The sequence below is a fragment of the Nonomuraea sp. NPDC004186 genome, from assembly GCF_053603495.1.
In genome coordinates this window covers 1-26,750 of sequence record NZ_JBSGFQ010000148.1, presented here as the reverse complement: position 1 = coordinate 26,750, position 26,750 = coordinate 1, and the positions used below count along the sequence as shown (strand labels likewise).

The window sequence follows — 26,750 nt, the reverse complement described above, 5'->3', positions numbered from 1 at the left end:
CGCCGGTGAGGCGGGCCGCCATCGCGAACATCCGCGCGATGCCATGCTCGGACAGGCCGTCGTAGCGCTGGTCCCACTCCTCGTCCGAGCTCTCCTCCAATGGCAGGCCGAACTCGCGCATGAGGCCAGCAAGCCGGTCGGTGTCGGCACCGGAGCGATGCTCGGGAGCGGTCGGGTCGAAAGCGATGATCACGATGCCGTCGACGGCGTAGTGGAAGTAGTCGCAGGCGTGTCATGTCGTAAGACGGACACCGCTCCGACATAGCCACCTCCGTCACCGCCGCCGGTCACCATGGCGAAGTCGGAGACCGCGAGGTCCAGCTCGACGAAGCTCATCTGCGTGCTCGTGCGGGCGCCGAACCGGCGCAGCACCTCGGCCGGGTCGAGCCCGCGCAGCAAGGTCACGCAGTAGATCTCGCCGAGGAGGTTGCCGCGATCGCCCTACGGCGGTTGCAGCCAGCGGAACGACGTCAGCGCGTCGATTGTCATGTCGCGATCTTGGCAGGCCCTACCGACATAGTCGGGCCCACTTCACCCTTCCGCGCGCACCTGCTGTTCCAGAGCGGGCCGAGACCCCATCGCACCGCCCCACCTTGCGCCGTTGGCCGTCAGGCGGCCAGAGCCAGCTCAGTGGCGTGGTCGGCCGCCCACTGCGCGAGTGTCCGGCCCTTCCTTCCGGTCACCTGCTCGAACGTGGGCGAGACCGCCGGGGGCTCCTCCGCGTACTCGGCCTGGTAGCCCAGGACGAACTCGGCGGCCTCCACCGGAAGTCCGCCCTCGATGTAGGCCCGGCGAGCCTGCCCGTAGGTCAGCCCCTCGAACGCGGTCGCACGGCCGAGCCCGGCGCCGATCGCCTCCGCCTGCTGCCGGTGGGTGAGCGCCTGCGGTCCGGTCAGGTCCTACGCCCGGCCCGCGTGACCGTCCCGGAGCAGGACGATCGCCGCGGCTGCTCATCCAGCGCTGCCCGCGGCAAGGATGGCCGCTACCGCGCCGGGGCGGAACGTCATCGGTGGCCTCAGCGGCCGGCCGGAGGTCGGCCGGTGTCCGTGCACCCGCCGTGACGCCGGAACTATGCGGCTGGAGTCGGTCATCGTGTCGCCTTTCGCCGCGGCTGGTTGCCTAAACCGCAGCGGCATCTTGTCATTGTTCTTCAGTGAGTAGGGCAAAATGTCGACCAGCCGAGGTGGGCACATGAGGCCATGATCGGGCTCACCTCTGCCCCCGCTGATCAGCGTCGTCGGGACGTGAACGCTGTGCCTGCTGCTCTGCGCTGGAGGGCGCTGCTGAAGGTCCTGTTCCCTTGCGCTCGGCCGCCTCGAGGTCGGTCTTGGCCACGGCCAGGGCGACCGCGGCGCCGCCGGCTTCCCGCTGGACTGCCGTCAGCTCGCCGCGCACCTCCCTGAGCTCCTCGCGTACGTCCCTTAGTCTCCTGCCGGGCTTCCTGGTGCCTGCCTCCGCCTGCTCGGCCCGGCGCTCCGCTTTTGCCGCGCGCTCGGCCTCGGTCGTCTTCTACGGCCTCGCTGTAGCCCTGGGGAAATTTCCAACGGATTTGCCTGACCTGCGCTGATGCGGGCCTGCCCTTCCTGCGCAACCCGTGAACCGCTGACTTGGGGCGTGGCGGGCGAACGTTTCCGTTCCGCTGTTCCTTCCGGGCCGTACCCGCGACGACACAGCCCTTCAGCGTGAAGCCCGCGACGCTGATCTCGCCGGCCATGAACGGGCCGCACCATCATCATCCACACTGGTCTGGCCGCCGACACCGACCGCCCCGGAGTTCCGGCCGGTGCCCCGCTGCCGGCCGCGCCGGCCGCTGTCGGCGTCGTACGTCGCTACCGCTCCATCCCCGACGCGCCGTCGGGGACCAGGTGGGCCAGCACGCTCTCGGCTATTGTGCCGAGGGCGTCAAGCTGCCCGGGGGACAGCAGGTCGATGAAATGCCGCCGGACGGACTCCACGTGCAAGGGCGCGGCCTCCTGGATCGTGCGCAATCCATCCGGGGTCAGTACGACGACGGCGCCCCTGGCGTCGTTCTCGCACTCCTCGCGGGCGACGAGCCCGCGCTGCTCCATCCGGCTGATGTGGCGCGAGAGCCGGCTCTTGGACCAGAGCATCCGGTCGGCCAGCTCGGTGAGCCGTCGCCGGTGCCCCTCTGACGAGGTCAGCGCGGACAGCACGTCGTAGTCAGGCATGGACAGTCCCGAGTCGGCCAGCAGGTCGCGGCCGACTTCGGCGTCCAGCAGCAGTCGCATCCGCCGGTAGCCGATCCAGGCGCGGAACTCGGCGGTGTCCAGCCATCTCGGCTCAGCCATGCCTCCACCCTAGCGGGTTTAGTTGACATGTAACCAACTTCATTGCTTAGGTTTACATGTAAACATCCATGACGAAGGGTCGACGGATATGCGCATGTTCGGGCTGGGCCTGTCTACTTCGGCCGCGCCAGGCGCGGATCCGGTGGGCGACGCCAGAGTGGCTGAGGAACTGGGGTTCGATTTCGTGTCGGCTTCCGACCACCCCTGCGGCGCCGTACCGACGTACGAAGTGTGGACGCTGCTGACCTGGGTCGCGGCCGCCACGTCACGCATCCAGGTGGCCACCAGGGTGCTCGGCATGCCGTACCGGCCGCCCGCGATGGTGGCGAAAATGGCCGAGAGCCTGCACCGGTTCTCGGGCGGCAGGCTCATCCTGGGCCTCGGCGGCGGCTATTCCGATGACGAGTTCCGGGCCTTCGGGCTCGGCGTGCCCTCGCCGGTGGAGAAGGTCGACGGCATGGTGGAGGGCATCCAGATCATCCGCGGGCTGTGGTCGGAGCCCACCTTCACCTTCCACGGCAGCCGCTATCACACCGAGTGTGCCGACCTCGAGCCCAAACCCGACCGGCCGATTCCTATCTGGCTCGGGACGTACGGCAAGCGCGCCCTGGAGGCCACCGGGCGGCTCGCCGACGGATGGATCCCGTCGTACGGATTCGCGCCGCCGGAGCAGGCCGCGGCCCTGCGAGCGCGGGTTCTGGCCGCTGCCGAGGCGAGGGGAAGGACGGTGACCTGCGTCTACAACATTCCGGTTCGCGTGGGGGAGTCTCAGGTGTCGGAAGGAGTGGTGTCCGGGAGCGCCGAGGAGGTGGCCGAGCGGCTGCTCACGTTCGCCGGGCTGGGGTTCTCCTCGATGAACCTCATGCCTGTGGGGGACTTCAGGCAGCAGGCGGAGCGGCTGGCGTCGGACGTCGTCCCCATCCTCAGGGCGGCATAGCTCACCAAGTCGGGGCGCTGTCTGGCCGCAGGCCCGCTTCCGCACGTCATGGCGACTGTCCTGCGCTCCTCCACCGCTCTTCGCACTTCGGCGAGGGTCCTGATGAGAGTTAGCGAGCTGCCGTCACAATGTCACAGTGCGCCGAGTTCCCCGGCACACCGACCGGCAATCAGCAGTTCTTAACAGATGCCCAAGCATCAACCACTGATTGCCAGCGTGATCTCGGCTGACCCGGCTGGGACCTTGAACCCCGCGTGCTGTTCAGTACACCGGGGTGCCGTTAACCAACGTGCCACCAACCGCCGAACCTGCTCTGAGCTGGGATAATCAGCGGCCTGCTTCGAGCTCCGCTGCCGACTCACCGATGGCAGGACGGGCCGTCGTCGTGAGCTCGGGGACATACTTGTAGATGGTCGAGCGGCTGACGCCAAGCAGCCGGGCGATGGAGGAGACGGTATTCACCGGACGGGTGAGCAGGTCGCGGGCGTGCCGGATCTGCTCGTCGGTCATCGCCGGCGGCCGCCCAGCGCCTCTCGTGTGGTCCCCAGCCGTCGCTGGTGACGGTGACGCCTGTCACTAGTTCTGGTCTTCACCTGGTCGTCCTGCTTATGGCCGCTTGTCTTGTGGTCGAGAGGGCTGTGGTGCGGGCAGCGCGAGGGCCAGGCCGGTTTTGATGGTGTCGAAGACGACCAGGGTCTCGTATCGCCTGATGTTGTCGTCCGCCTTGAACAGGCGGTCGCCGAGTCGGCCGCAATCGCGCGTGCTCCGCGCGGCCAGGACGACCACGTAGTCCCACGGTCCCGCGACCCGATAGCACTGCTGGACCTGCGGGTCCGAGCGCATCCGGTCGGCGAAGGCGTAGTGGTGCTCGAACGAATACGTGCACTGGGCCACAGCAACGGCTCGGCTGCTGCCCCGCCTGCTGGCAGACCGCACTTGCGGGCGGGTGTTCCTGGCAGACCGGCGCGCTCCTTCCTCCGGTCGCCGCGCGCCAGCGTGCGGCGACGTCTGTCCCGTCACCGGGCGGGGCCGCCTGTCCTACCCGCGCGCCGAGTACCTGTTCAAGACCGCCTCGGCCAAGCTCGACCCACACCGCCGGGGGTGGACCTTGCATCAGCTGCGTCATTCGGCGCTGCAGCATCTCGCGCAAGCCGGACGCACCGCGCCCGAGCTCCAGGCCAAGAGCCGCCACCAGCACCTGGCCAGCCTCGGCCGCTATGTGCGCCTGGGCGAGGAGACCTCAGCCCGCATCACCGCGGGGGCCGACCCCATCCAGCAGCGCCGGGCTCGGCCCGCATCCCGGCCGCCCTCAGCGCCGCCGCATGCGCGGCAATCTGCTCCCCGGCCCGGCTCTCGGGCCCAGCGAAAGCCACGAGGAAGGGGCGCCCTGTGCCCCTGCCCTCCACCACGAACCCGGCCCGGCTGTCGCTGCACTCCATCAGCCCGGCAGCACGCAGTGCGTCCCGGATTTGCTCGGCATCGTGATCGCGCTCGCTCCAGGGCGGCCGCCGTCCTTGGCCGTAGCCGAACCTCGGCTCGTCATCGCCCATGATCCCACCGCAGATGGTGTACAACCACCTCGGCTACACCGTCTCCGGCCACCCCATCGTAAGATCGGACGACGACTTCGTGGGAGTGGTAGGGCATTGGACATTCGTGTGCTGGGCCCGCTGGAGATCGTCGGCGACGACGGGCGGCCGTGCGGGATCGGCGCGCCGAAGCTGCGCGCGCTGGTGAACGTGCTGGTGCTGGCCGAGGGCAGGCCGGTATCCCCGGCCACGCTGATCGACCGGTTGTGGGGCGAGGAGCCACCGGCCGAGGCGCAGGTGTCGCTGCACTCGTACGTGTCCAACCTGCGCCGCCTGCTTGAACCGGGACGCCCGGCCAGGGCGCAGAGCCGGTTGCTGACGTTCGGGCCGGTCGGATACACGCTGGCGATCGACCCCGATCAGGTGGACGCGGCGCGCTTCCTGCGCCTGGTCGGGCAGACCGAGCAGGCGGCCGAGCCCGCCGAGGCGGAACGGCTGGCAGGCGAGGCGCTGGCGCTGTGGCGCGGCGAACCGTACCAGGACCTGGACGACCAGGCGTACGTGGGCGCCGTCAGGGCGCGCCTCACCGAGGCCAGGGAGCGGGCCCGCGAGCTGCGCGTGGGCGCGGTGATCCGGCAGGACCGCCACGGCGAGCTGCTGGGCGAGCTGGAGATGCTGACGCGCGAGCACCCGCTGCGCGAGCAGCTGTGGGCGCTGCGGGCGCTGGCGCTCTACCGGTGCGGCCGCCAGGGCGAGGCGCTGGAGGCGCTGCGCACGGCCCGCCGGATCCTGGCCGAGGAGCTCGGCATCGACCCGGGCGAGGAGCTGCGCGAGCTGGAACGTGACATCCTCGGCCAGTCCCCCGCGCTGCTCCCCCAGCGGCCGCCCATGCCCGAACTCCAACCGGCCGGGCGCGGCATCGCGGGCCGGAAGGACGAGCTGGCCGCGCTGGACGGGCTGCTCGACGCGGCGGCGGCGAACCGGCCCGGGTTCGCGCTGATCACCGGGGAGCCGGGGATCGGCAAGACGCGGCTGGCCGAGGAGCTGGTGAGCCGGGCCCGCGCCCGGGGGTTCACGGTCGCGGTGGGGCGGTGCGCGGCGACGGAGGGCGCTCCGGCGTTCTGGCCGTGGGTGGCGGTGCTGGAGCGGCTGGCCGACACGCTGCCGCCGCTGCCCGCCGACGTGCGGGCGAACCTGCCCGGCGTCAACTCCGCGACCGGCAACGACCCCGAGGGCGCGCGGTTCCGCACCTACGAGGCGGCGGCCCGGGCGCTGGCCGCGGCCCAGCAGCCGGTGCTGGTGGTTCTGGACGACCTGCACTGGGCGGACCGCTCCTCGCTGCGCCTGCTGGGCTACCTGGCCGGGTACGTGCTGGGCGGCAGGCTGGCCGTGGTGGGCACGGCACGCACCTGGCCGCCGCCTGAGGGCGCGCTGGCCGAGGCGTTCGAGGCGCTGGCGCGGCGGCAGGCGTTGCGGCTGCCGCTGTCCGGGCTGTCCGCCTCCGACCTGGCCGGGCTGGCTCCCGAGGGCGCGGACGTTCGGGGGCTCAGGGAGCGTACGAACGGCAATCCGTTCTTCGTCACCGAGCTGGTGCGTTACCTGCGGGCCGGATCGCCGGGCGGCGGCACGCTGCCGCTGGGCGTGCGCGACGTCGTGCTCGGCCGGGTGAACCGGCTGCCCGCGCCGTCCGCCGACTTCCTGCGGGTGGCGGCGGTGGCCGGGCGGGAGTTCGACGTGACGGTCGCGGCTGAGGCCGCCGGGCTGGACCTGGGCACGGCGCTGGACCGGTTGGAGCCTGCCATGGCCGCGGAGCTGCTGGCCGAGGGGCGGCCCGGGCGGTTCCTGTTCGTGCACGCGCTGGTGCAGGAGGCGCTCGCCGAGGTGGTGCCGGTGCTGAGCCGGGCCCGGCTGCACGCGGCCGTCGCCGCCGCGATCGAGTCGCGTACCGGCGGCCCGGCCTCGGACCGGCTGGCCGCCGCCGCGCACCACTGGCTGCTGGCGATCCCCGCGGGACACACCGCGCGGGCGTGGCGGGCTGCGTGGCGGGCTGCCGAGGAGGCCAAGCGGCTGCGCGCGTACGACGCGGCCGTCGAGCTGCTCGAACGGGCGGACCGCGTGGCCGAGGACGACCCGGCGGCGAGTCAGGCCGAGCGGATGGACCTGCTGTTCGCGCTGGCCGAGGCCAGGTTCGGGGCGGGCGACTCGCTGGGGCAGGAGGCCGAGCTGGCGCGCATCCGCCATCTGGCCGGGCAGGTAGGCGACCGGCGGCGCCTGATCGAGGCCGCGACCGGGTACGGCGGCCGCATCCTGCAGCCCTGGAAGGTCTATGGCGACCACGATCCGGACCTAGTCGCAGACCTGGCGAAGCTGGCCGCTGAAGAGGGGCTGGAGCCTTCGGCCCGCGCCCGGGTGCTGGCCTGCCTGACGCTCCAGACGTACTACGAGCCCGGCCGGGACCCGGCCGAGCGGGAGCTATGGAGCGCCGAGGCGGTGCGGCTGGCCCGCCGCGAGAACGACGCGACGCTGCTGGGCCGGGTGCTGTTCGCCCGCTACTACGGGCTGCTCGACCCGGACCACGCGCGGCAGCGGCTGGAGGCGGGCGAGGAGATGGCCCGCGCCGGGCGGGAGGCGGGCGACGACGAGCTACGCGCGATCGGGCTCATCTGCCAGGCCGGCACGCTGCTGGAGCTGTGCCGGGTGCGGGAGTCACGGGAGCCGATGGCCGAGGCGGCGCGGCTGATCGGGCGTATCCACATGCCGTATCTGCGCATCATGCTGGGCTGGCTGCGGCTCGGCCTGCTCGTGCAGCAGGGCGACCTGGACGCGGCCGAGGAACTGCTCGCGGCCACCGCGGCCGAGCAGCGGGCCACCTCGATGTGGGGGGTGGAGTCGAGCACGGCCGGGATCACGTACGTGGTGGAGGTCATGCGCCTGCGCCTCGGGGCGGCGGACGCGGTCCGGCCGCCGATGGACATGTCGCACGAGCCGCTCGACCCGTTCAACCTCGACCTGTACGCCCACTACCTGGTCGTCAGCGGCCGGCTGGAGGAGGCCCGGCAGGCGCTCGGCCCGTGGGAGCGGCAGCCGCCGATCCCACGCACGTTCGTGTACCTGTGCTGGCTGGTGCTGCGCTGCGAGCTCTGGGCCGCGCTGGGCGACCGGCAAGCCTGCGCCGCCCTGTACGAGGAGGCGTCCCCGTACGCCGACCGCATCGGGATCTCCGGCCTGGGCATGCTGTTGTGGCCGGTCAGCCGGTCGCTGGCGCAGCTGGCCGAGGCCCTGGGCGACATCGGGGCGGCGCGGCGGCACGCCGAGCACGCCGAATGCGTGGAACGGGAACTGGCCCAGCCCAGCGAGTAGGCGGGGACCGGTTCACCTCTACCGGACCGGCTCAGCCCCAGAGGACCGGCTCAGCCCCACAGGTAGGCCGTGCGGCGCCGGTAGCGTTTCCCGGCCAGGTTGGAGATCATCAGCAGTTGCCGGGGCGCGGTCGCGCGCAGGTGGGCCTCGACGTCGGCAGGCACCTCGGCGCTGGTCCAGCCGACCAGCCTGACTAGCTTGCGCAGGCCGTAGTCCTTCATGATCGTCTTGTGCATCTCCGCGTCCTCCTCCGGCGTGATGTGGGCCATCATCAGCGGGATGCCGTCGGTCTCCTCGTGCGCGAGGTGCGCGCCGAGGGTGTCGGCCAGTGTGCGCAGGGCGGTCGTGAGCCGCTCGCGCCCCTGCTCGGACGGTCCGGAGTCGAACGCCTGGAACGCCTCGGTGCTCTCGCGGATCCAGTGGTCGCACGCCTCGTGCTCGGCCTCCAGCGCGTCGATCGTGCCGATCGCCCCCGGGGCCCGCTCGCGCAGCCGCGGCCAGATCTTCTCGTCCTCGGCGGTGTGGTGGTGGTGCAGGACGAACAGGACCCACGCGTGGTGCTCGCGCAGCGCTGAGACGCGCCGCCGGTCGTCGAGGCGGATCCGGCCGATCGCGGTGAGCAGGTGGCCGAGGTCGCGGCGGAAGCCGTAGTGCGCGAGGTACATGTTGGCCATGTCGAGCGGCCCGGGGGCGGCGGCGGCCTGGCCGGGCAGCATGATCTGCGGGACGTTCGGGTGGTCGGCGGTGTGCACGATGCGCTCCTTCTCTACGATGTGCCGCCATCGTGACCGCCCGCCCTTGGGCCGTTCTGGAACGCCGGGCTCAAGAGCGGCCCAAGACCTTTGATCCGAGAGCGCGCAGGACGAGGGAGCCTGCCGCAGGAGTCGCCGCTCTACCGCAAGGCCGGAACCGGCGATAGCGGGTCACTTGCTCATTCGAGAGGAAATCCCCAGGCATGAGCAGGCACGCTAGGGCTCTCAACCAGGGCAAACAGCCCTCGTCACCGAATCGTCGTCAAGATCGCTTTTGTAGCGCCAACATCCGGTCCGATCCTCCCCGGAGGCCATCCTGGAGAGCCCCGCGTTCGCCGGGGTTGCCGCCGCGGCGCACCCGGCAGTGAAGCGGGGACCCGCTCACGGCAACGTCAGGTCGAGCCGGGTTTCCATGTCAAGGCGGAACCGGCCGCAGGGGTTCACATGAGCCCCAGAACGCGCCCGGGAGGCGAGACGGCGGGCATCCGGGTCAGGTGCCGCCGGGGTGAGGTTCAGCCGGTCAGGCCGGCGTCGTCCCACACCGCGCGCCGATCACGGCCTCAACCACCTGGCCATCGTGCGGGCCTTCTACCTCGACCTGGCCGAATGGGCCATGGACGACCCGGCCCGGTGGGGCATCTGGGCAGCACCCTGCCCCGTTCGCGTTGAGAGATGTCCCGCAGGAAGGAACACGCCAGCCGCAAGTCCCGCATGGATCAGCGCACCCGAGAACGCCTCCCTGTCTTGCCGACACTGGCGCGGACCGTCGATGAGCATCGTCGGCAGGCCGCCGAACGACTGCATGCCGCACAAGCAGTGGCCCCCGGCAGCCAGTTCACCGCAGCCGGGCACACTTGGTGCCGGTCGGTTACCAAGAACCCCGCGGCCAAGGTCTGGGCCGACGACCCCGATACCGGCCACCGCTGCGATCTCACCATGGAGGAGCACAAGGCGTTCTGGGCCTGGGCGATCGTCGAAACGCTCCGCCACACCGGCATCCGGGTCGAGGAACTGACCGAACTTTCGCATCACAGCCTGGTGCAATACCGACTGCCCGGCACCGGCGAACTCATCCCGCTGGTGCACATTGCTCCGTCCAAGACCGACGCCGAACGGCTGCTGGTCATCAGCCCCGAACTGGCCGACGTGCTCAGCACAATCATTTGCCGCGTCCGGGACACCAGCGGCGCGGTCCCGCTCGTGGCCTCCTACGACATCCACGAGCGAGTCTGGAATCCACCCATGCCTCTGCTGTTTCAACGACCGATCGGAGTGGAGAACCGGCCGATTCCTATCTCCGGCATCCGGGCGCTGCTCAACGCAGGCTCTGGCCCGCACCGGTCTCACCGACACCAGCAACCAGCCGCTGAAGTTCACCCCACACGATTTCCGGCGCCTGTTCATCACCGACGCGATCATGAACGGGAGGCCACCTCACATCGCCCAGCTCGTGGTCGGTCATCGCGACATCAACACCACGATGGGCTACAAGGCCGTTTATCCCGAGGAGGTCATCAAGGGGCACCGCGCCTTCATCACCCGCCGCCGCGGGACTCGTCCCAGCGAGGAATACCGCACGCCCACCGATCAAGAATGGGAGGAGTTTCTCGGCCACTTCGAACGCCGGCACGTCGCCCTGGGCGACTGCGGCCGCGCCTACGGCACCGGCTGCGTTCACGAGGACAGTTGTTTACGCTGCAGCCTCCTCCGGCCGGACCCGGGCCAGCGTCAACGCATCGTGGACATCCGCAACAACCTGCTCGCCCGCATCGCCGAGGCCGAACGGGAGAACTGGCTGGGCGAAGTCGAAGGACTCAAGGTCAGCCTCGCCGGAGCGGAACAGAAACTCGCCCAGCTCGACCAGCTCGCCCGCCTTGCCGCCACCGTGAACCTCGGCACCCCGACATTCCGCGACGTCGCCGGTCGCACCATCAGCGTCGACCCGAACAAGATCATCAACTAGTTCAGAGAATTCATCAACACCCTGCTCGTCCAGTCCGTCCTCAAAGACCCCGCCTGGCAGCAGAGACTGACCGACGCCGACAAGCGCGGCCTGTCGCCGCTGTTCTGGTCCAACGCCAACCTCTACGGCACGATCGACATCGACATGGGCCGCCGCCTCGACCTCGTCCTGGCGGCCTGATCCCCCAGGACGGGTAGTGGCTCGGGTGGGGCAGGGGGCTGGTCTGGGCCGGGGGCGGCGGTGAGGGCCAGGCCCGCCAGGACCGTCAGACCGCCGAGCAGTTGGAGCGGGCCGAAGGGGTCCCCGAAGGCGATGACGCCCGCACCGAAGCCGACGACCGGTTCGATGTTGAGGAAGGCGCCGGCGAGGCCGGGCGAGACACGCGACTGGGCGTAGGCGAACAGGGCGTACGGGAGCAGGGTGCCGAGGACGGTCAGGGCGAGGGCCGCGACGATGGGGGCGGTCGACGACGGCAGGGCCGGGGCGCCCTCGACGGCTACGGCCAGCGGGGCGGCCAGCAAGGCGGAGGCGGCAAACTGCACGGCCGTGACGGCGAGCGGGTCGCGGTCGACCAGCAGGCGGTCCTGAGCGAGCAGAAAGGTGGCGCTGAGCAAAACGCTGACCAGGATCAGCAGGTCGCCGCCGAGGGAGGCCGAGCCGCCACCGCTGGTGGCGACCAGCGCGATGCCCGCGAACGCCAGGGCGAAGCCCGTCCAAGCGGTGCGGCCAACCCTGGCACGGCCCAGCGCGACCGTGGCGATCGCGGCGAGCAGAGGGGTCAGGCCGATGATCAGTGAGGCGTGGGCGACGCTCGTGCGTTCGATTCCCAGCCCCTGCAGGACGATCACGAGGGCATAGCCGGCCGCGCCCCAGAAGACCACCCTGGGCGAGGCGGCCCGTCGAAGACGGGCTCGGTCGGCCACGAACAGGAGCGGGACCGCGGCCAGCGCGAAGCGTACGACGGTCAGCCAGACCGGACCCCAGCCAGCGAGAGCGATCTTGATCAGGGGGACGGTCACCCCCCACAGGACTCCGGCTGCCATGAGGGCGGACAGGGTCGCCGAACGATTCGTCGTCATGCCCCAAGGATCAGCAACGTGCGACCGAAGAATCGGCACCGGATCCTGTATGCGCAACTATATTTTGTGAGATGGCCGATTCGCTTGATGAAATTGATCGCAGGCTGCTGACCGAGCTCCAGCAGGACGCGGGCCGCACCAACGTGGAACTCGCCCGGCTGGTCGGGCTCTCACCCGCCGCCACCCTGCACCGCGTCCGCAGGCTCAAGGAATCAGGAGTGATCAGGCGGATCAGGGCCGAGTTGGACCCCCCACAGGCCGGATTCCCCCTCAAGGCCTATGTGATGATCACGCTCGCCCGGCACACCCCCCAGACCGAGCGCGCCTTCGCCGACACCCTTAAGGCGATCCCCGAGGTGCTCTCCGCCGACGTCGTCACCGGAGAGATCGACATGATCCTGCTCATCGCCGCCCGCGACGTCCCGGACCTCCAGCGGATTCTGCTCCGTCTCTCCCTGCACGGCGCCCAGCGCGTCACCACTCTCCTGCACCTCCAAGAGATCAAGACCCCCTCTCCGCTCCCTCTCCTGTGATGCCGGAACCGCCCCGGTCCCAGGGGTTGAGCGGCAACCGAAGCCTCGGCCAGTGGCGTTTTCAGGGGCGTTCGGGTACGCAGATGAGGGTCTGCTGGCCGGTGGCGATCAGTGTGCGCTGCTGCTGGTGGGTGGCGAACACCTCCAGGCAGCACACGGTGAGGGTGCGGCCGGGCTTGAGGACGGTGCCGACGGCCTCGATGTGGTCGCCGGCCGCGGGCGCGAGCAGGTTGATCTTGTATTCCACGGTCAGGACCGAGGTGCCCTCGGGGAACAGGGTGAAGGCCGCGTAGCCGCCGGTGCTGTCGGCGATGGCGCTGCTGGCGCCGGCGTGGACGTAGCCGTTCTGCTGGGTCACCTCGGGCCGGGCGGGCGGCGTGATCACGACGCGGCCGGGAGCGATGTGGGCCAGCCTGGGGCAGCGGGAAGATCCGGCCGGGTATTAGCGCTTAGCGCTGAGCCGCAGGTCGACAGGGGTGTTTCTCGGTCAGCCTGGGTCAGGCTGGCCAAGGGGATGGGACGCTCTGATCGGGCAGGAGGTCGCCCAGTGCGGTCCGGATGGCGGCGCGGCTGACTCCGTGGACGCGGGCGAGGGCTGCGATCGAGGTGCCTTGTTCGGTGTAGGTCGACCGGACCTTTTCCAGGTCGTCTCAATCGTTATCTTGGGTTGACGACCTCTTCTCGCTGGTCAGAGCAAGATGATCTTTTCTTTCACGTGTGGCACGTTGGCTGATCTTCACAGCATGTTGCAGCGACAATGCGACCACGCGGGGCGAGGGCGATGTAGGCCGGCCAGGCAGGCGGGCATCATCGGTCCATCCTGCCCCGATGATGCTCGCCTGCCCCACGGCTCGCCGTCGAGGCCCGAAGCGCCGTGGTAACCCTTTTGTGCATGTCATCCGGTTTCGTTCGGGTGGCGTCGCCGGGTGCCGTCGGCGATTATCGACGCGACGTGACCGCGCTGCGAAAGGATCAGGTATGACGTGGTGTCCGTGGAGACGGGCGTTCCTCACGGCGGGGGCGGCCGTGGTCGGCTTCGACCCGTCCACGCGCACCTGACCAAGATCTTCACCATTCACCGAGGCTACCGAACCGGCCTGATCTCGCTCGGCTTCGTGGCACCCACGTGGGCGTTCTTCTCGCCTGCGACTCCTGGGTTTCCGTATCCTCCGCAACTCAGAGGATACGGAAACCCAGTCGGCTCGTTATGCTGGCCACCGCCAGTGAGCGATCACCGTGTTGCGACGACCCCTCGAATACACCCCGTAAGGGCGGGGCCGTTCTATCGCCCGAAGGGAAGCAGCCCTCCGCCTACCGGTGCAGGATGGGTGTATTCCCCAGCCCTCCTGCCAGGCCGAGGAGGGAGGCCAGGTCGCCAGCGTTCGCGGCCCGGGTTGTGCAACCGAAGAAGGACGACCACCACCCGCAAGAGCTGGCGTGCGCAGGTGAGGAGGTCAGCGTCATCGTGCCTGCGATGACCACGATCGCTGTCACCGTACGAACCCATGTCTTCATACGCGTTCTCCTTCGCCAGAAGTCGGGCCCCGCTGAATAGCAAAGCCGAATTTCTACGGCTTGGCAATGGCAAGAAAATCTATATGGCGGCGAGTGGCATTTGTGCAGCCTCTCGACGCGGAATGTAGGTAAAATATAGAAACACGAAAAGGCGTGACTTCCGAGATGCACTTGGAGCTGGATCAGATGGTAATGGTCTCCTCCAGCGGTTTCACCGCGGGCGCGGTCGCCAAGGCCCGTTACTACGGCATTGAGCTGGTGACGCCGGAAAGGCCGATCCCCGCGGACGGGCCTCTCGGTCGGCTGGGGCAGCCGCACCTGGAATTTCGCGACCTGATTCGAGAACGTCTGATCTCCGTCTCCGGGCAGGTCAGCCGGAATGGGGACAGTCAGACCATTCCGTTGTCTGCGGGCGCTGCGGTCTTCGACGCCGAGGGCATCGCGCTGTGCAGCGTCGCCGAGTTGGTGGGGATCTTTCTGGATGGCGCGGACCTGCGAGAGGTGGTGGCTCAGGCTCCCGGCCAGTCCGTGGAGTTGCGCGTACGGGTGTCCGATTTCGTGCTTCGCCGTGACGAGGGCGGCGATCCAATCGAGGTGTTCATCGGCACCCGGGACGGGCAATTACTGCGCTTGACCGACTTCGACGCCGTGCTCGGCGCACGGGTCGAGGCGCGGCCGGTGCTGCTGGCGGCGGAGCTCCAAAGGATGGCCTACGCCGTCGGCGCGGTACGTGAGGCGTGCAACTTCATGATCATGCTCTTGAAGTACTCCGAATCTCTCGACATCCCTGACGACGCCTTCGAACCCGAGTTCCTCGAACGGCCCTGGGACGACGACGCCTTCTACGAGTACATGCGCGAGTTCGGGTCATACCCCGACGAGCCAGAAGACGGTTGAGCCCGCCCACCGCCCAGACCCCCTCGAACGCGTCAAGGCCCGTCTGCAGGATGCCACCTACAACGCGGCTGCTGGCCGATGAGATGCTCGAGGAAGCGGTGATGGTGGAGGCCGTGGCGGTCGTGGCCGGCCGCACCACCCCCCGAACTCCAGGCCAGGAGCCGCCACCAGCACCTGGCCAGCCTCGGCCGCTACGTACGCCTCGGCGAGGAGACCCTCGCCCGCACCACCGCCGAACACGACCCAGCGGCCCGGCGACACCAACACTGAGAACTGGGGCCTACGCCACGCGGCGCGTTTTGGCGTACTTCGACCGCATTCGTTGTGTAGTGGCACGGTGCCAAAATCTGGTCCGATCCTCGATCTTTGCCAGTCCTGGAGGCCGTCTGGTTTCATTCCATGTCGCGCTGACACAGCACGCGGAAGGTCGTGAGGATGTAGGCATGAGTTCATCGCAACCCCTCGCCGACCCTGGGTCCGAGCCGGACACAACCTCAGTCGGGGCGGTGAATACTGCTGACGCGGGATCCGGCCCCCCATCGCCGCACACCCCCCGGTCTGCCCCGGACCACTGCTACTTGCTCGACAACGCCCGGACGGAGGCGGGCGAGCGGTTCACCTGGCTGGCCGAGCTGTTCGACGATGTCACACGGGGACACTTCGACCGGCTCGGAGTGAAGGCGGGCTGGCGCTGCTGGGAAGTCGGTGCCGGAGGCCCCAGCATTCCCGAGGCACTCGCCACAGCCGTCGGACCAACCGGTTACGTGCTGGCCACGGACATCAATCCTGCCTGGTTGGACCCGCACGGCGGGTACGAGGTGCTCCGGCACGACATCGTCGGGGACCCGCCGCCGCAGCCAGGCACATTCGACCTGGTACACGCCCGGCTCGTGCTCGTCCACGTCCCCGACCGTGCCCGGGCGTTGGCGACAATGGTGGCGGCGCTGCGCCCCGGTGGCTGGCTATTGGTCGAGGACGCCGATACCGAGCTGCAGCCGCTGGCCTGCCTCGACGAGGTTGGCCCGGCACAGCAGCGCGCCAACCGGCTGCGGCGCGCCGTCCGGGAGTTGATGACCCGCCGCGGCGCCGACCTGCGCTACGGCCGTACGCTGCCGCGGGCGTTGCGTGCGGCCGGCCTGGTCGATGTCACGGCGGCCGGCTGCTTCCCGGTCGGCGGGGTAGCCTGCGACCGGCTGGAGACCGCGACAGTGCGCATGGTCCGCGCCGAGTTGCTCGCCGACGGGTTGGCCCACGACGCCGAGATCGACGCGCACCTGGCCGCCATCGATGCCGGCGAGCTCGACCTCACCCTCGCTCCGCTGATCTCGGCATGGGGACGCCGCCCGGGATAGCCCGCGACGTCCGGGCCGCGGTCAGCCACAGGCCGGTGAACACGGCGCAGGCCAGCGTCACGATGGCTTCAGCATGCCGAGCCTGACCGCCGCAGCGATGCGGCGGTCCTCCCCGACCCCGGGCTGAAACGCCCAGCGCGACCCGACCGGCCGTCCCCCTGTAACACTGCGCCCTTCGCCTGGTGGCGAAACTTCAAGGTCACCTACGACCCGCGCGGCGTCACCCGCTTCTTCCAGGGCTGCAGCAAGGAGCCGCAGGGCTACTCGTGCGCCTACTCCTATGAGGGCGGTGCGATGCTGATGCACGTACGCGGCTCCAGGAACGCCGGCTACGAGGTTCGCTCGATCTCCTACCTGGCCGACTGAAGGGGAGAGCAGTCAGGGACCTGCCAGGGCGACTTCAGGCGGCCACACGCGATCGAAGACCCGCCCGGACTCGAGCCAAGCGCACCCTCGCGTTGCCGGCCGGGCCGCTCGCGGCCGGGGCCACCCTGGTGGTGCCGGTCAGCGAAGCGCTGCAGCCGGGCAACAACGGCGGCGCGATCACCCTCCTGGATGACGCCGGGCTCAAAATTCATGGGGTCGCCTACACCGCAGACCAGGCCAACCGCGAAGGGTGGACCATCGTTTTCTGACGTCCCGCAACGAAGGGCAGGCACCCCCGTCCTCAACGCCGGGCGGGGGGTGTTCGTCGTCTGCTGTCCCATTGTGGCCGCCGCGTCCGCCCCTCAAGGCCGGCGACCTCCGCCAGGCCGACCACCGAGGGCCCCTTCGCTGTGCCGCGCCACCTCACATCCGGGCCCCCTCACCATCGTGAGATTGCCGCTGGTGGGAGCCTGGTTGTAACAGGGGCGCAGACCACGTAACGCCGAAGGGATCAGTCTCCTGGTCACGGCGGGTGTGCGCGCAAGGATTACGGCTCGAACATCAGTGGGCGCAGTGCTGCCAGTACCTCGGTCAGGGCCCGGACGGACCGACCGCAGTCCGGGCCCTGAGCTGCGCAGCGCGCTGTGAGGCTGTCAGGCTGTCCTGGTGTCGGGCACAGTACCGGGGTCACCGTCAGACCAATCAGCTTGTGGGTGCCAGAAACTCGGCCGCCCTATGCGACCTGCGCGTATTCATGGATCAGGCCGCCGAGGCGATCACGTCGGATGACCTTGATATCGGCCTCGGCAGGGTCGGGAAGAGCGCGTAGCGGAGTGGCGTGGCCTAAAGAGCGGTGTGGCCGATGCTCGTTGACGTGCGTCTCGTACTCGGCCAGCACGCGCCGCAGGTGCCGGGCGCTGACGATGAGGATCCGGTCAAGGAGCTCTCGGCGTAGACCGCCGATCCAGCGTTCGGCGAATGCGTTCGCCTGCGGGGTCCGTGGTGGCGTCTGGAGGATGCAGAGGCCCTCGCTGGTGAACACCTCGTCGAACATGGAGATGAACTTCACCTGACGCGTGGAGATCTCCATGACGACCAGGCAGTACAGACGTTGGAATAGCACGGTGTCACAGTGGAAGAAGTCGCACGCCAAGATCCCTGAGGCTTGAACGCGCAGGAACTCACCCCAAGCCGGTCCCGTGCGTCGCGGTGCGGGGTAGATGCCGGCCTTGTTCAAGATGAGCCACACAGTGGAGGCGCCAACCCGGTGGCCCAGACCGGCGAGTTCTCCGGTGATCCGCCGATACCCCCACAGCGGATTCTCCCGGGCCAGGCGAAGAACCAGGACCCGGATTCAAGGACGTGTGCGAGGCCGGCCCTGGCTGTGGCACTTGAATGTCCACCGGCGCCTTACCAGATCAGCGTGCCATCGCAACAGCGTGCCTGGCGTCACGAACAACCGCAGACGACCAGTTGGAGACAGCAGTCGCGATAGCCCGCTGATCAGCGCCCGATCAGCCCATGACGGCCGCGGCCTGGCCACCTGCCGACGCAACACCGCCAGCTGATGACGCAGGACAAGGATCTCCACCTCCTTCGACCTCTGCGAGCGGCCCGGGAGCACCAACCAACCCGCGAGACGGACAAAGATCAGATAAAGCAGACGCAACGCCATGGACAGCGATCATGCTCGACCTAAACACCAGCAGCGAACCACACGTCAACCCCATCACCGAGTTTCTGGCATCAATCAACCACCATCAGCACCATCCCGACGTGCAGCGGCAGGGCGACCTGTTCTACGTCGCGCACTTCAACGCCGGGCTGCAGGTGTACGACGTCTCCAACACCCGCCTCCGCGTGAGGTCGGCTACTTCGTGCCGCCCGACCCACCCGCAGGTACGGGCCGATACCGGAAGGCAGCCTGGTGGCCCAGACAGAGGACGTGGCCGTGGACCGGCGCGGCTATATCTACATCTCCGACAGAACCAAGGCATCTACGTGCTGCGCTACATCGGCCCAAGCGCCTGACCGGCGCCATTTCAGCGGCATTTAACTGGCCTTTCAGCGGCCAATTCTAAGCTGAATCTCAAAGCGTGCAAGGAAGGATACGAAATGCGACTCACCGGAAGACACCTGCTATCAAGCTCGGTGGCGATAGCCCTTGCCGCCGGTTTCTCGGTCGGACTCGCGTCCCAAGCGAGCGCTGCCTCTACGTACTGGAAGGTCGGTACGCAGGTCAGCCATAGCCGGGTCTTCTCTGGAGGCAACGGCAGAAATATGCGCTGCTTTGGACCCCAAAACGACATCTCAGACGCGGTGATGTGCTATCGGAGCGACCGGAACGCAACCTACGTACAGAGCAAGAAGGCCAGCGGCTATTTCAAGCTTGGCCAGCACAGGCAGAACGGCGGCGGTTCTATATGGCGTTGCCAGAACAACTACAAAAACAGCGCGGGCACCGGAACATGGGTGGAATGCAAGTGGAGCACGAAACCACGAGCCGGGGCTTGCGCCACCGCGAGAGTCGGGCATGGGCAAAACGACTGGTTCAAACTGAGCACAGTGGGTGACCTTATATGTTTCTAGCCCTGGTAGCGGCGACCTCGTAAGACCTGAGCAACCCGGGGTTGCTCTATGGGCTCGCGCTCCGCCTGACATGGGGAGTGTCAACTTAACGGCACTGGCCCGTAATCGGTGATGCGCGGCGTGATGCCTGCCAGGCTGGGCCGTGCTGAAGATCGACGATCTTACCAGTGTGGTGTTTGCGGGACTGTCTGTCCTGGTCACCGAGGCAGTAGAAGACGAGGACGACCTCATTCGGGTCATGGCCCGTACTCGCGACGAGCCGGCGCCATGCCCGGTGTGTGGGGCGCTGACCGGTCGGGTGCACGGCTACGCCAGCCGAACGGTCACGGATGTCCCGGTCGACGGGCGGCGGGTGGTGGTGTCGCTACAGGGACGGCGTCTGCTCTGCCCGGCATGGGAATGTGGCCGGCAGACGTTTCGTGAGCAGGTCCCCGGGCTGCTCGAGCGCTACCAGCGTCGAACTCGTCGGCTCACGAGCCAACTGGGCGCCGTGGTCACAGAGCTGGCCGGCCGGGCAGGGGCTCGGCTCTCAGCGGTCCTGGCCGTCGCGGTCTCCAGGTCCACGGCACTGCGCCTGCTCATGCGGCTGCCGCGGCCACCGCTGCGGATCCCGCGTGTGCTGGGTGTCGATAACTTCGCTCTCAAGCGCCGCCACCGTTACGCCACCATCCTCACCGACGCCGAGACCGGCGAGCGGATCGACGTGCTGCCCGGGCGCGGTGCCGCCGTCCTGGAGGCCTGGCTGCGATGCCACCCCGGAGTCGAGATCGTCTGCCGTGACGGGTCGGGCGCCTACGGCGAGGCGATTCGACGCGCTTTGCCGGATGCGGTGCAGGTCAGCGACCGGTGGCAGTGCGCCATGACGCCCGGTCGTATCCCCGGCTCAGCCGGGGGGAATTGGAAGGAGGTTCCTGGGTCCGATGGCTTACCTGGATCCGAAAGGTGAAGGGACAGCAGCATGTCATTGAAGCGGCGGTCGTGCTCAGGCGTTGGAGACGGCGCGTCGTGGGACCCGCGTGATATGGCGAAAGCTGAATTGCCTGAATCCCAATCTCCAGTTGATGGAAGGTCGCATCCGTCGGAAATCGACGCCCGAAGCCGACGCCGCGCTCTGCCCGGGTTTAGTGCCATGACCTGGGCACTTTCCGAGCGCGGAGCGAGGCCCAGTGAGGGCATTGAAGGAGTTGAGTGGAACGCCTACCTCACGCTGTCACGTACGGCCAGGACGAACATGGGATCGCCTACGGGACGCGAGTTCTATGGCGACGGAGGCCTCGTAGTAGTCGCCGGAGTCACGACCGGCCAAGGAGTCCGGAAGAGCCGGACGCAGGGCGAAGGGGGCCAGGTGATCGGACACCTCAGGGTCGGGAGGTATGCGTAATGCAGAGCGCCGAAACGGTGCTGGGTGTCCTGCGTGAGCGCGGCAGGCGTGGCCTGCCGTTGAAGGAGTTATATCGGCAGTTGTTCAACCCGCAGTTGTATCTGCTGGCCTACGGGCGCATCTACGCCAACAAGGGGGCGATGACGCCCGGGGCCTCTGGGGAGACCGTGGACGGCATGTCGATCGGCAAGATCGAGGCGCTGTGGTACGAGCGGTATCGGTTGAGCCCAGTCAAGCGGATCCACATCCCGAAGAAGAACGGCAAGACAACCAGACCCTTGGGTCTTCCGCCGTGGTCGGACAAGCTCGTCGACGAAGTGGTACGGCTCCTGCTGGACGACTTCGTCGAGAAGGTTCTGATCCCGCACTGCACCCGAGAGCGGATCCGCAGGCAGGACACCGCCTATGCCAGGGTGCGCGCCGCCAGAGAGCGGGCGCACAAAGCGCGGAGACCACGCCACGGCGCGGGAGTTGCGCAAGCAGTTGTGGAGCATGCCCAGCGGGGATCCCCGAGATCCCGGCTTCCGGCGGCTGCGCTACGTCCGGTACTGCGACGACATCCTGCTCGGGTTCACCGGACCCAGAGCCGAAGCCGAGATGGAGAAGCGGTTTGTCACCTTGGCGCGCAAGCTCGACCGCGCGGCGCCGGAACTCGGGAGGGTGAGGTGCGGGCATGAAGGACATCCTTCCTGATGATCAAGGGTGACCTCAGGTCAAGTGTCCGGAGAACTGGGGGAAGCTCCAAGGCCAGGTAGTTAAGATTTCTGGGCTGCTGGCAAGAGCGCTGCTGAGGTCGGCTCGGCGGTGTAGACATCTGGTTTGATCTTGTGGATGAGTCGGCTGGCTGCCCAGCGCGATAGTTGCCGATACATCGTGTTCAGGGTGACATCACCGAGGTGTTGGGCGATGTCGCGGGCCTTCCAGGGGCGGTTGGGGTTTTGGTGAAGGAGGGCCAGGACTTGTTGTTGTCTGCGGCGGTCGGCCGCGGCGATGGGTCGCTCGTCTCGGGACGTGGCAGGCAGTGTGGGTGGGGGTGGCAGGAGGGTGATGTCGAGGTTGGTGATGGTGCGGCTGTGGTCGGGTCTGCCGTCGTCGAGTCGTTCGTTGTAGCGGGAGATGGGTGATTTGACCTTGCGGGTGCTCACACGTGGGCGGCGGGGTGGCAGCAGCGCGGCCAGGACGCGGCGTCCGATGCTTCCGACCAGGCCGGTGGCGTTGCCGGGGTTGTCGCCAGGCTGAATTACCAGGTCGCGGGCGGCGTGCAGGGCGATGGAGAAGCCGCAGCGGTCGGGGTCGGTGCCGGGCCGGGACTCGGCGGCGTCGACCATCACCGTGCGAAGGAGCTGATAGAGCGTGAGCACCGACCACATCTCCTGTTCCAGGCCGGCGGGGTCGCCTGAGCGCAGGATCCGCCCTTGCATGATCGTGTGGCGGAGCGCGTAGTAGGCGGACTCGTGTTCCCATCGCTGGTGGTAGAGCCTGACCAGGGCGGCGGCCGGGTAGCGGCGGGCATCGGTCAATGTGGTGGCCAAGCGGTAGGTGCCGGTGAAGGTGGTGCCGTCGCCGCAGGTCACTGTTACGCGGGCCTCGATGACGCGGATCTGCAGGGTGCCGATCACGGACAGGTAGGAGCCGTCGGTGAGTGTGGCCAGGATGGGGGTGCGCCGGTTGCTGCGCAGCCGGCCGAGCACCTGGGCGCCGGTGGCGCTGACCTGGGCGAGGAAGGCGTTGCCGTCGAAGCCCTTGTCCCATAACACGAGCATGTCCGGCTTCAGTAGGTGCAGCAGGCGGCGGGCATAGCCGCTCTCGCCCTCGCCGGTGGGGCCGAAGACCGCGCCGATGAGGGCCCGCGTTCCGGTCTCGACGAGCGTCATCAGCTCCAGCAGGGGATAGCCGCCGTGGCCAGGGCGGCCCAGCCAGGCCCGGTTACGGGCGGTGTCGGGGGCCTTGAGAGAACTGCAGCCGTCGAAGGAGACCGTGCGGTAGGCCCCGAACCGTACTCCGGGCGTCGTGGGTTGGGCCAGCGGTCCGCTCAGCACCTCGAACAGGCGCTGCATCGGCGCGCCGCCGACCCTGCGGCGCAGATCACGCAGGGCTTTGGCGGTGGGCGTCACGACCGGCAAAGCGGTCAGCGAGGCCGTCAGCTTCTGCCAGACCAGCAGGTAGCCGACCTCGGGGAACAGACACATCGCCAGCAGGAAGTAGACCCCGACACGGGAGGGCAGAGCGCGCAGACGACGCTGCACGTTGCGTGTCTCATCAAGGACCGCATCGACGAGCTCGAACGGCACGAGCGCGGTCAGTTCCCCCCAGATGCCCGGGAGCGAACAATCTTCCGGCTGCCGAGCGGGGCGAAGAGCCCGTCTCGAAAGCGCGGGAAACAGCAGAGCTGGCATACTCGGCAAGCAACGGAGGTCCAGTTCTTCGACGGCTGGTTGTGGAAGATCACCGTTCTACTGGATCTCCGTTGCCATGTCCTGAGAACTCGTGTGCTTGACAGCATCACGGCGACTTTAACTACCTGGCCTTGGGGGAAGCTCAGCTGGACCACTCATGCGCGGCCGGGCCGGGCAGGTGCGGGTGAGGTTGCGTCAGCCGGTGTAGCGCAAAATGTGGATGCCCTGGTTCTTGTCGGAGATGTAGATGTTGCCGCGGGTGTCCACCACGACGTCCTCCGTCTGGGCCACCAACTCCCCCTCGGGCATCGGGCCGTACCTGCGGACGGGGTCCGGGGCACGAAGTAGCCGACCTCGCGCGGCAGGCGGGTGTTGGAGACGTCATAGATCCGCAGGCCGGCGTTGAAGTGCGCGACATAGAACAGGTCGCCCTGTTTCTGCACGTCGGGGTGGTGCTGGTGTTGGTTGATGTTGTGCGGACCGCTCCAGCCGCCCCTGCTCGAGAAGTCCGGGTACGGCGCTCCGGGTGGTGGTTCGGGCGTCGGCAGCAGGGACAGCAGCCAGGGGTTGGCCGGGTCGGAGATGTCCACGATGGAGGCGTGCGGGGCGGCGCCCTTGCCGTAGGACACGTTCTCGGAGTTCGCGAACGCGATCCTCCTGTCCGGGATCGGGAGCACGCCGTGCACCCCGAAGCGGGAGTGAAAGGGCGGACTGAAGTTCAGCCCCCCGACCGGCTTCGGCTCGGTCACGTCAGAGATGTCCAGCACGACAAGCCCGGCCGCGCCGTAGGGCAGGTAGGCCAGGTCGCCGGTGACGTACGGGGGCCCGTGCAGGGACACGTCCGCGCCGTTCGCGCAGCAGAAGCCGTGCGGGTGCGGCAGCTCGGGCGCGGGCGTGCCCTCCTCACCGTCCCGCTGTCCCGGCACCCACCAGCGCCCCACCTCCCTGGGCCGGGTGCTCGATGTCGACGATGGTGTAGATGTTGCCGCGGAATCCCTTCACGCCCGCCGCCACATGCACGTAGCGGCCGCCCGGATAGAGGTTGCGGTGCGTCCCTGTGCCGCCGGTCGTGTAGTGGCCGAGCCTGCGGGGGCGTACGGGGTCTTTGATGTCCCAGATGTAGAGGCCCTCCTCGAAGGCCGCGTCCGGGTCGCCGCCGGAATTGGGGAAGATCTGCTCCAGGGGGTCTCCATGATGTCGCCGTGCAGATCCACCTGCAGCGTCCAGGTGTCCTTCGGCCCTGGCACGAACGCCACCACCTCCGGCCGCCGCGCATCGGTGACGTCCACGACGCTCCAGCCCGAGTCCCAAAAGTGACCGGTGTACAGGTACCACCGCTCTCCCACACGGCGGATCGCCATCTTGAAGGCCGGCCGGTGATCCATATCGGTGTAGCCGACTACCTCCACTTTCCGGGCGAACTGACCACGCGGACCCGCGGTCACCGCATCGGCCTGCGCCGATGCCGGGGCCGCCTGGGCCACCTCCGCGCCTGCCCGTGCCGGCGTCGCGCCCGTCTGGGTCGCCGCCAGGGCGGAGGCCGCCGTCAGCGAGGTATGCAACGCCTGCCGCCGCGACACCCCGAGGCCTTGTCGTTGGACTTCCACGACTCTCCTCACGTAGACGATCAAGAGCGGGACCAGCCAAGCCGACCATCCGTAAAATCGACCGAAAGATCATCTTTAAGCGGGCAGTCCTGTCGTTGAAGATCACATGTGTCCACGTAGTGCGGCATGCGCCGCCACATATGTGACGATCTATGCACGCAGCGAGCACTACAATGATCGTCATGAGCTGTGAAGAGCCCGCCCTGGAGCCGTGCGGCGTGCGAGGGTATGGCGGCGTCTGACAGCCGATTCCCACAGACGCGCCAGCTGGACGACGTAGAGTTCCGCCTGCTGGGGCCGGTTGGGATCTGGGCGCGTGACACGTTCGTCGGGCCCGCCACTCCGCATCAGCGCTCGGTGCTGGCGATGCTGTTACTCAACATGGGTCGGACGGTTCCTCTCGATCGGTTGATGAGGGCGGTCTGGGAGCGGGAGTCTCCGCCCTCGGCGCGCAACGCCGTTCAGGGATACATATCCAGGCTCCGACGACTGCTCGCTCAGATGTCCGACGTCGAGTTGTCCACCTCTCCGCCGGGATACCGGCTGAGCCTCGACCCGGCGCGGGTGGACCTGCTGCGCTTTCGGGACCTGGTGGCGTCCGCGCACGCGAGCGATCCTGCCACGGCGAGCGAGCTGCTACGACAGGCGCTGGGCCTGTGTCAGGGGCCGTTCCTGGCCGATGTGGCGGGTGCTTGGCTGCGCGACACGTACGGCGCGACATTGGAGGAAGAGCGGCTGAGCACGGTCGAGCAGCGCGTTGCGATCGACCTGCGGCTGGGGCGGCATCGGGAGGCCGTCGCCGAGCTGGCCTTGCTCATCAGCGAGCATCCGCTGCGGGAGCGGCTGGTCAAGCTCATGATGGTGGCGCTGTGCCAGGACGGCAGACGGGCAGCCGCGCTGGCCGCCTACCGTGACCTGCGCGGGCGGCTGGTCGAGGAGCTGGGGATCGATCCCGGGAGCGAGCTGCAGCAGCTGCACCAGCGCATCTTGGAGGATGACGACCTCACCGTATCGGCCGGTGAGTCCGCTACCGTTCTCGTGCGTCATGGCCGCCCGGCAGCGGAGCAGCAACGCGTACCGCTCCCGCCGGTGCCCGCGGAGCTGCCTGCCGGCCCGGTCTCCTTCACGGGGCGATCGGCCGAGTTGGCGCGCGCGTACGAGATGCTCAGCGGGGACCGATCGGACGGGCTGCGGATCTGCCAGATCAGCGGGCTCGGTGGGGTCGGGAAGTCGTCGCTGGCTCTGCGCATCGCGCATGCCGTCGCCGGCGACTTTCCCGATGGCCAGCTGTACATCGACCTGCACGGCCATACGCCGGAAACCGGCTCAGTGAAGCCGATGGAGGCCGTACGCCGCTTCCTGCGCTCGCTCGGCGTGGCCGACTCGGCCATACCCGCGACGCTGGAGGAGGCCGCGGGCCGCTTCCGTTCGCTGACCTACGGCAAGCGCATACTCGTCGTCTTGGACAATGCGCGCGACGTCGCGCAGGTTCGGCCGCTGCTTCCCGGTAGCCCCGGGTGCGCGGTGCTGATCACCAGTCGACGCAAGCTCACCTCCTTCGAGGGCGCCGTACAGATTGCGCTGGATGTGCTGTCTGGCGGAGAGGCCCTCGACCTGCTGCGTGCCATGGTGGGAGAGGGGACGGTCGCCGCCGAGCCCGCTGAGGCGGTCGAGGTGATACGGCTGTGCGGTGGTCTGCCCCTGGCATTGAGCCTGGCGGCGGCACGATTGCGGGCTCGGCCGGCCTGGTCGCTGGCGATCCTGGTCAACCGGCTGGAGAACAGCCGGCGGCGGTTGGACGAGTTGCGTGTCGACGATCGGGCGGTACGGGCCAGCTTCCAGACCAGCTACCAGGATCTGCACGGGGATCTGCGGGGCCGGGCCGCGGCGCGGATGTTCCGGATGCTGGGCATGCTCGACGGGCCTGATGTCAGCCTGTCCGCCGCGGCCGCGCTGGCCGATCTCCCCGAGGAACGAGCGCAGTATCTGCTCGATCACCTGGTCGATGCGCAACTGGTGGACAACTACGTCCCTAACCGCTACCGGTTGCACGACCTGCTGCGTCTGTTCGCCCGCGAGCGCGCCGAAGAAGAGGAGACCCTGCAGGTACGGCACCTCGCCCTCCGCCGGCTCCTGCGTCACTACCTGGCCACCGTCCGCACGATCAGCCGGAAGCTGAACAGGG

23 protein-coding genes and 3 pseudogenes are annotated in these 26,750 nt (G+C 68.5%); 12 read left to right on the top strand and 14 right to left on the bottom strand.

Annotated elements, in window-relative coordinates; genetic code table 11:
• The 4 genes from ACWEPL_RS57630 to ACWEPL_RS57615 all read right to left on the bottom strand — a co-directional run.
• Positions 1-193 (bottom strand): DUF6461 domain-containing protein (locus ACWEPL_RS57630; protein ID WP_452441672.1); only part of this gene is annotated, 193 nt, incomplete at its 3' end.
• On the bottom strand, positions 190-414 hold the full coding sequence (locus ACWEPL_RS57625; protein ID WP_452441676.1) for a DUF6461 domain-containing protein: 225 nt from the start codon (positions 412-414) through the stop codon (positions 190-192). The genes ACWEPL_RS57625 and ACWEPL_RS57630, both read right to left, overlap by 4 nt.
• Positions 415-608: 194 nt before the next feature.
• Positions 609-764 (bottom strand): hypothetical protein, encoded by a 156-nt coding sequence (locus tag ACWEPL_RS57620; RefSeq protein ID WP_452441671.1) that lies wholly within the window; start codon positions 762-764, stop codon positions 609-611.
• Positions 765-1,829: 1,065 nt separating this feature from the next.
• Positions 1,830-2,309, bottom strand: a complete 480-nt coding sequence (locus ACWEPL_RS57615) for a MarR family winged helix-turn-helix transcriptional regulator (protein WP_363972962.1) — start codon at positions 2,307-2,309, stop codon at positions 1,830-1,832.
• An 88-nt stretch (positions 2,310-2,397) separates the two neighbouring features.
• Between ACWEPL_RS57615 and ACWEPL_RS57610 the strand changes: the two genes are divergently transcribed.
• Complete coding sequence (locus ACWEPL_RS57610) at positions 2,398-3,246, top strand: LLM class flavin-dependent oxidoreductase (RefSeq protein ID WP_397374138.1); 849 nt, start codon at positions 2,398-2,400, stop codon at positions 3,244-3,246.
• Between the two features lie 327 nt (positions 3,247-3,573).
• Here the strand turns inward: ACWEPL_RS57610 and ACWEPL_RS57605 are convergent.
• Positions 3,574-3,759, bottom strand: a pseudogene (locus ACWEPL_RS57605) (helix-turn-helix domain-containing protein); the annotation flags it as partial.
• Positions 3,760-3,852: 93 nt separating this feature from the next.
• Positions 3,853-4,140 carry an Lrp/AsnC family transcriptional regulator gene (locus tag ACWEPL_RS57600; protein ID WP_363985849.1) on the bottom strand — a complete coding sequence of 96 codons (288 nt, stop codon included), beginning with the start codon at positions 4,138-4,140 and terminating at the stop codon, positions 3,853-3,855.
• A gap of 752 nt (positions 4,141-4,892) precedes the next feature.
• On the opposite strand from ACWEPL_RS57600, the gene ACWEPL_RS57595 reads away from it, so the two are divergent.
• Complete coding sequence (locus ACWEPL_RS57595; protein WP_452441670.1) at positions 4,893-8,135, top strand: BTAD domain-containing putative transcriptional regulator; 3,243 nt, start codon at positions 4,893-4,895, stop codon at positions 8,133-8,135.
• Positions 8,136-8,185: 50 nt separating this feature from the next.
• Here ACWEPL_RS57595 and ACWEPL_RS57590 read toward each other — a convergent pair whose 3' ends face one another.
• Positions 8,186-8,887 carry a hemerythrin domain-containing protein gene (locus ACWEPL_RS57590; protein ID WP_452441669.1) on the bottom strand — a complete coding sequence of 234 codons (702 nt, stop codon included), beginning with the start codon at positions 8,885-8,887 and terminating at the stop codon, positions 8,186-8,188.
• 1,315 nt (positions 8,888-10,202) lie between these two features.
• Entirely contained in the window at positions 10,203-10,349 is a 147-nt protein-coding gene (locus ACWEPL_RS57585; RefSeq protein ID WP_452441677.1) for a hypothetical protein, read from the bottom strand.
• On the opposite strand from ACWEPL_RS57585, the gene ACWEPL_RS57580 reads away from it, so the two are divergent.
• Positions 10,284-10,850, top strand: a complete 567-nt coding sequence (locus ACWEPL_RS57580; RefSeq protein ID WP_452441675.1) for a hypothetical protein — start codon at positions 10,284-10,286, stop codon at positions 10,848-10,850. The genes ACWEPL_RS57585 and ACWEPL_RS57580 overlap by 66 nt on opposite strands.
• Before the next feature lie 122 nt (positions 10,851-10,972).
• On the opposite strand, the gene ACWEPL_RS57575 is transcribed toward ACWEPL_RS57580, so the two are convergent.
• A complete protein-coding gene (locus tag ACWEPL_RS57575; RefSeq protein ID WP_452441668.1) occupies positions 10,973-11,929 on the bottom strand; it encodes a DMT family transporter in 957 nt (318 codons plus the stop codon).
• Positions 11,930-12,000: 71 nt separating this feature from the next.
• Here ACWEPL_RS57575 and ACWEPL_RS57570 point away from each other — a divergent pair, with 71 nt between their 5' ends.
• Positions 12,001-12,462: an Lrp/AsnC family transcriptional regulator gene (locus ACWEPL_RS57570; protein WP_452441667.1), complete on the top strand. Its 462-nt coding sequence runs from the start codon at positions 12,001-12,003 to the stop codon at positions 12,460-12,462.
• A gap of 61 nt (positions 12,463-12,523) precedes the next feature.
• Here the strand turns inward: ACWEPL_RS57570 and ACWEPL_RS57565 are convergent, their stop codons facing one another.
• Positions 12,524-12,874: a PaaI family thioesterase gene (locus ACWEPL_RS57565; RefSeq protein WP_452441674.1), complete on the bottom strand. Its 351-nt coding sequence runs from the start codon at positions 12,872-12,874 to the stop codon at positions 12,524-12,526.
• Between the two features lie 1,268 nt (positions 12,875-14,142).
• On the opposite strand from ACWEPL_RS57565, the gene ACWEPL_RS57560 reads away from it, so the two are divergent.
• From ACWEPL_RS57560 to ACWEPL_RS57550, 3 genes are all read left to right on the top strand, one after another.
• Complete coding sequence (locus ACWEPL_RS57560; protein ID WP_452441666.1) at positions 14,143-14,874, top strand: hypothetical protein; 732 nt, start codon at positions 14,143-14,145, stop codon at positions 14,872-14,874.
• Between the two features lie 578 nt (positions 14,875-15,452).
• Positions 15,453-16,226: a methyltransferase domain-containing protein gene (locus ACWEPL_RS57555; protein ID WP_363985869.1), complete on the top strand. Its 774-nt coding sequence runs from the start codon at positions 15,453-15,455 to the stop codon at positions 16,224-16,226.
• A gap of 458 nt (positions 16,227-16,684) precedes the next feature.
• Positions 16,685-16,861 carry a hypothetical protein gene (locus tag ACWEPL_RS57550; RefSeq protein WP_363985871.1) on the top strand — a complete coding sequence of 59 codons (177 nt, stop codon included), beginning with the start codon at positions 16,685-16,687 and terminating at the stop codon, positions 16,859-16,861.
• A gap of 464 nt (positions 16,862-17,325) precedes the next feature.
• Here the strand turns inward: ACWEPL_RS57550 and ACWEPL_RS57545 are convergent, their stop codons facing one another.
• Entirely contained in the window at positions 17,326-17,682 is a 357-nt protein-coding gene (locus ACWEPL_RS57545; protein WP_452441665.1) for an integrase core domain-containing protein, read from the bottom strand.
• Between the two features lie 596 nt (positions 17,683-18,278).
• Between ACWEPL_RS57545 and ACWEPL_RS57540 the strand changes: the two genes are divergently transcribed.
• The 3 genes and pseudogenes from ACWEPL_RS57540 (at position 18,279) to ACWEPL_RS57530 (ending at position 21,239) form a co-directional block, all read left to right on the top strand.
• The gene (locus ACWEPL_RS57540; RefSeq protein WP_452441664.1) at positions 18,279-18,623 is read left to right on the top strand and encodes a hypothetical protein; all 345 of its coding nucleotides are present in this window, start codon (positions 18,279-18,281) and stop codon (positions 18,621-18,623) included.
• A 700-nt stretch (positions 18,624-19,323) separates the two neighbouring features.
• Positions 19,324-20,031: pseudogene (locus ACWEPL_RS57535) on the top strand (ISL3 family transposase); the annotation flags it as partial.
• A gap of 530 nt (positions 20,032-20,561) precedes the next feature.
• Positions 20,562-21,239: a hypothetical protein gene (locus ACWEPL_RS57530; protein ID WP_452441663.1), complete on the top strand. Its 678-nt coding sequence runs from the start codon at positions 20,562-20,564 to the stop codon at positions 21,237-21,239.
• A 78-nt stretch (positions 21,240-21,317) separates the two neighbouring features.
• Here ACWEPL_RS57530 and ACWEPL_RS57525 read toward each other — a convergent pair whose 3' ends face one another.
• The 3 genes from ACWEPL_RS57525 to ACWEPL_RS57515 all read right to left on the bottom strand — a co-directional run bounded on the left by ACWEPL_RS57525 (position 21,318) and on the right by ACWEPL_RS57515 (position 24,269).
• Positions 21,318-22,958, bottom strand: coding sequence for an IS4 family transposase (locus tag ACWEPL_RS57525; RefSeq protein ID WP_452441662.1), 1,641 nt, complete (start codon positions 22,956-22,958; stop codon positions 21,318-21,320).
• Positions 22,959-23,113: 155 nt separating this feature from the next.
• The gene (locus ACWEPL_RS57520) at positions 23,114-23,884 is read right to left on the bottom strand and encodes an LVIVD repeat-containing protein (RefSeq protein WP_452441661.1); all 771 of its coding nucleotides are present in this window, start codon (positions 23,882-23,884) and stop codon (positions 23,114-23,116) included.
• Complete coding sequence (locus tag ACWEPL_RS57515) at positions 23,862-24,269, bottom strand: hypothetical protein (RefSeq protein ID WP_452441660.1); 408 nt, start codon at positions 24,267-24,269, stop codon at positions 23,862-23,864. Before ACWEPL_RS57515 ends, ACWEPL_RS57520 begins: the two co-directional genes overlap by 23 nt.
• Before the next feature lie 524 nt (positions 24,270-24,793).
• Between ACWEPL_RS57515 and ACWEPL_RS57510 the strand changes: the two are divergent.
• Positions 24,794-25,048 (top strand): annotated as a pseudogene (locus ACWEPL_RS57510) (AfsR/SARP family transcriptional regulator); the annotation flags it as partial.
• Between the two features lie 18 nt (positions 25,049-25,066).
• On the top strand, positions 25,067-26,750 hold a 1,684-nt coding region (locus ACWEPL_RS57505; protein WP_452441673.1), incomplete at its 3' end, for a BTAD domain-containing putative transcriptional regulator.

What these genes read in the sequence shown, in the direction of transcription:
- ACWEPL_RS57560 (WP_452441666.1), top strand. Translation starts at nt 14,143, where the DNA reads ATGCACTTGGAGCTGGATCAGATGGTAATGGTCTCCTCCAGCGGTTTC.
- ACWEPL_RS57570 (WP_452441667.1), top strand. Translation starts at nt 12,001, where the DNA reads ATGGCCGATTCGCTTGATGAAATTGATCGCAGGCTGCTGACCGAGCTC.
- ACWEPL_RS57585 (WP_452441677.1), bottom strand. Translation starts at nt 10,349, where the DNA reads ATGACCGACCACGAGCTGGGCGATGTGAGGTGGCCTCCCGTTCATGAT.
- ACWEPL_RS57525 (WP_452441662.1), bottom strand. Translation starts at nt 22,958, where the DNA reads ATGCCAGCTCTGCTGTTTCCCGCGCTTTCGAGACGGGCTCTTCGCCCC.
- ACWEPL_RS57610 (WP_397374138.1), top strand. Translation starts at nt 2,398, where the DNA reads ATGCGCATGTTCGGGCTGGGCCTGTCTACTTCGGCCGCGCCAGGCGCG.
- ACWEPL_RS57545 (WP_452441665.1), bottom strand. Translation starts at nt 17,682, where the DNA reads ATGGAGATCTCCACGCGTCAGGTGAAGTTCATCTCCATGTTCGACGAG.
- ACWEPL_RS57540 (WP_452441664.1), top strand. Translation starts at nt 18,279, where the DNA reads ATGCTCGACCTAAACACCAGCAGCGAACCACACGTCAACCCCATCACC.
- ACWEPL_RS57615 (WP_363972962.1), bottom strand. Translation starts at nt 2,309, where the DNA reads ATGGCTGAGCCGAGATGGCTGGACACCGCCGAGTTCCGCGCCTGGATC.
- ACWEPL_RS57575 (WP_452441668.1), bottom strand. Translation starts at nt 11,929, where the DNA reads ATGACGACGAATCGTTCGGCGACCCTGTCCGCCCTCATGGCAGCCGGA.
- ACWEPL_RS57530 (WP_452441663.1), top strand. Translation starts at nt 20,562, where the DNA reads ATGCAGAGCGCCGAAACGGTGCTGGGTGTCCTGCGTGAGCGCGGCAGG.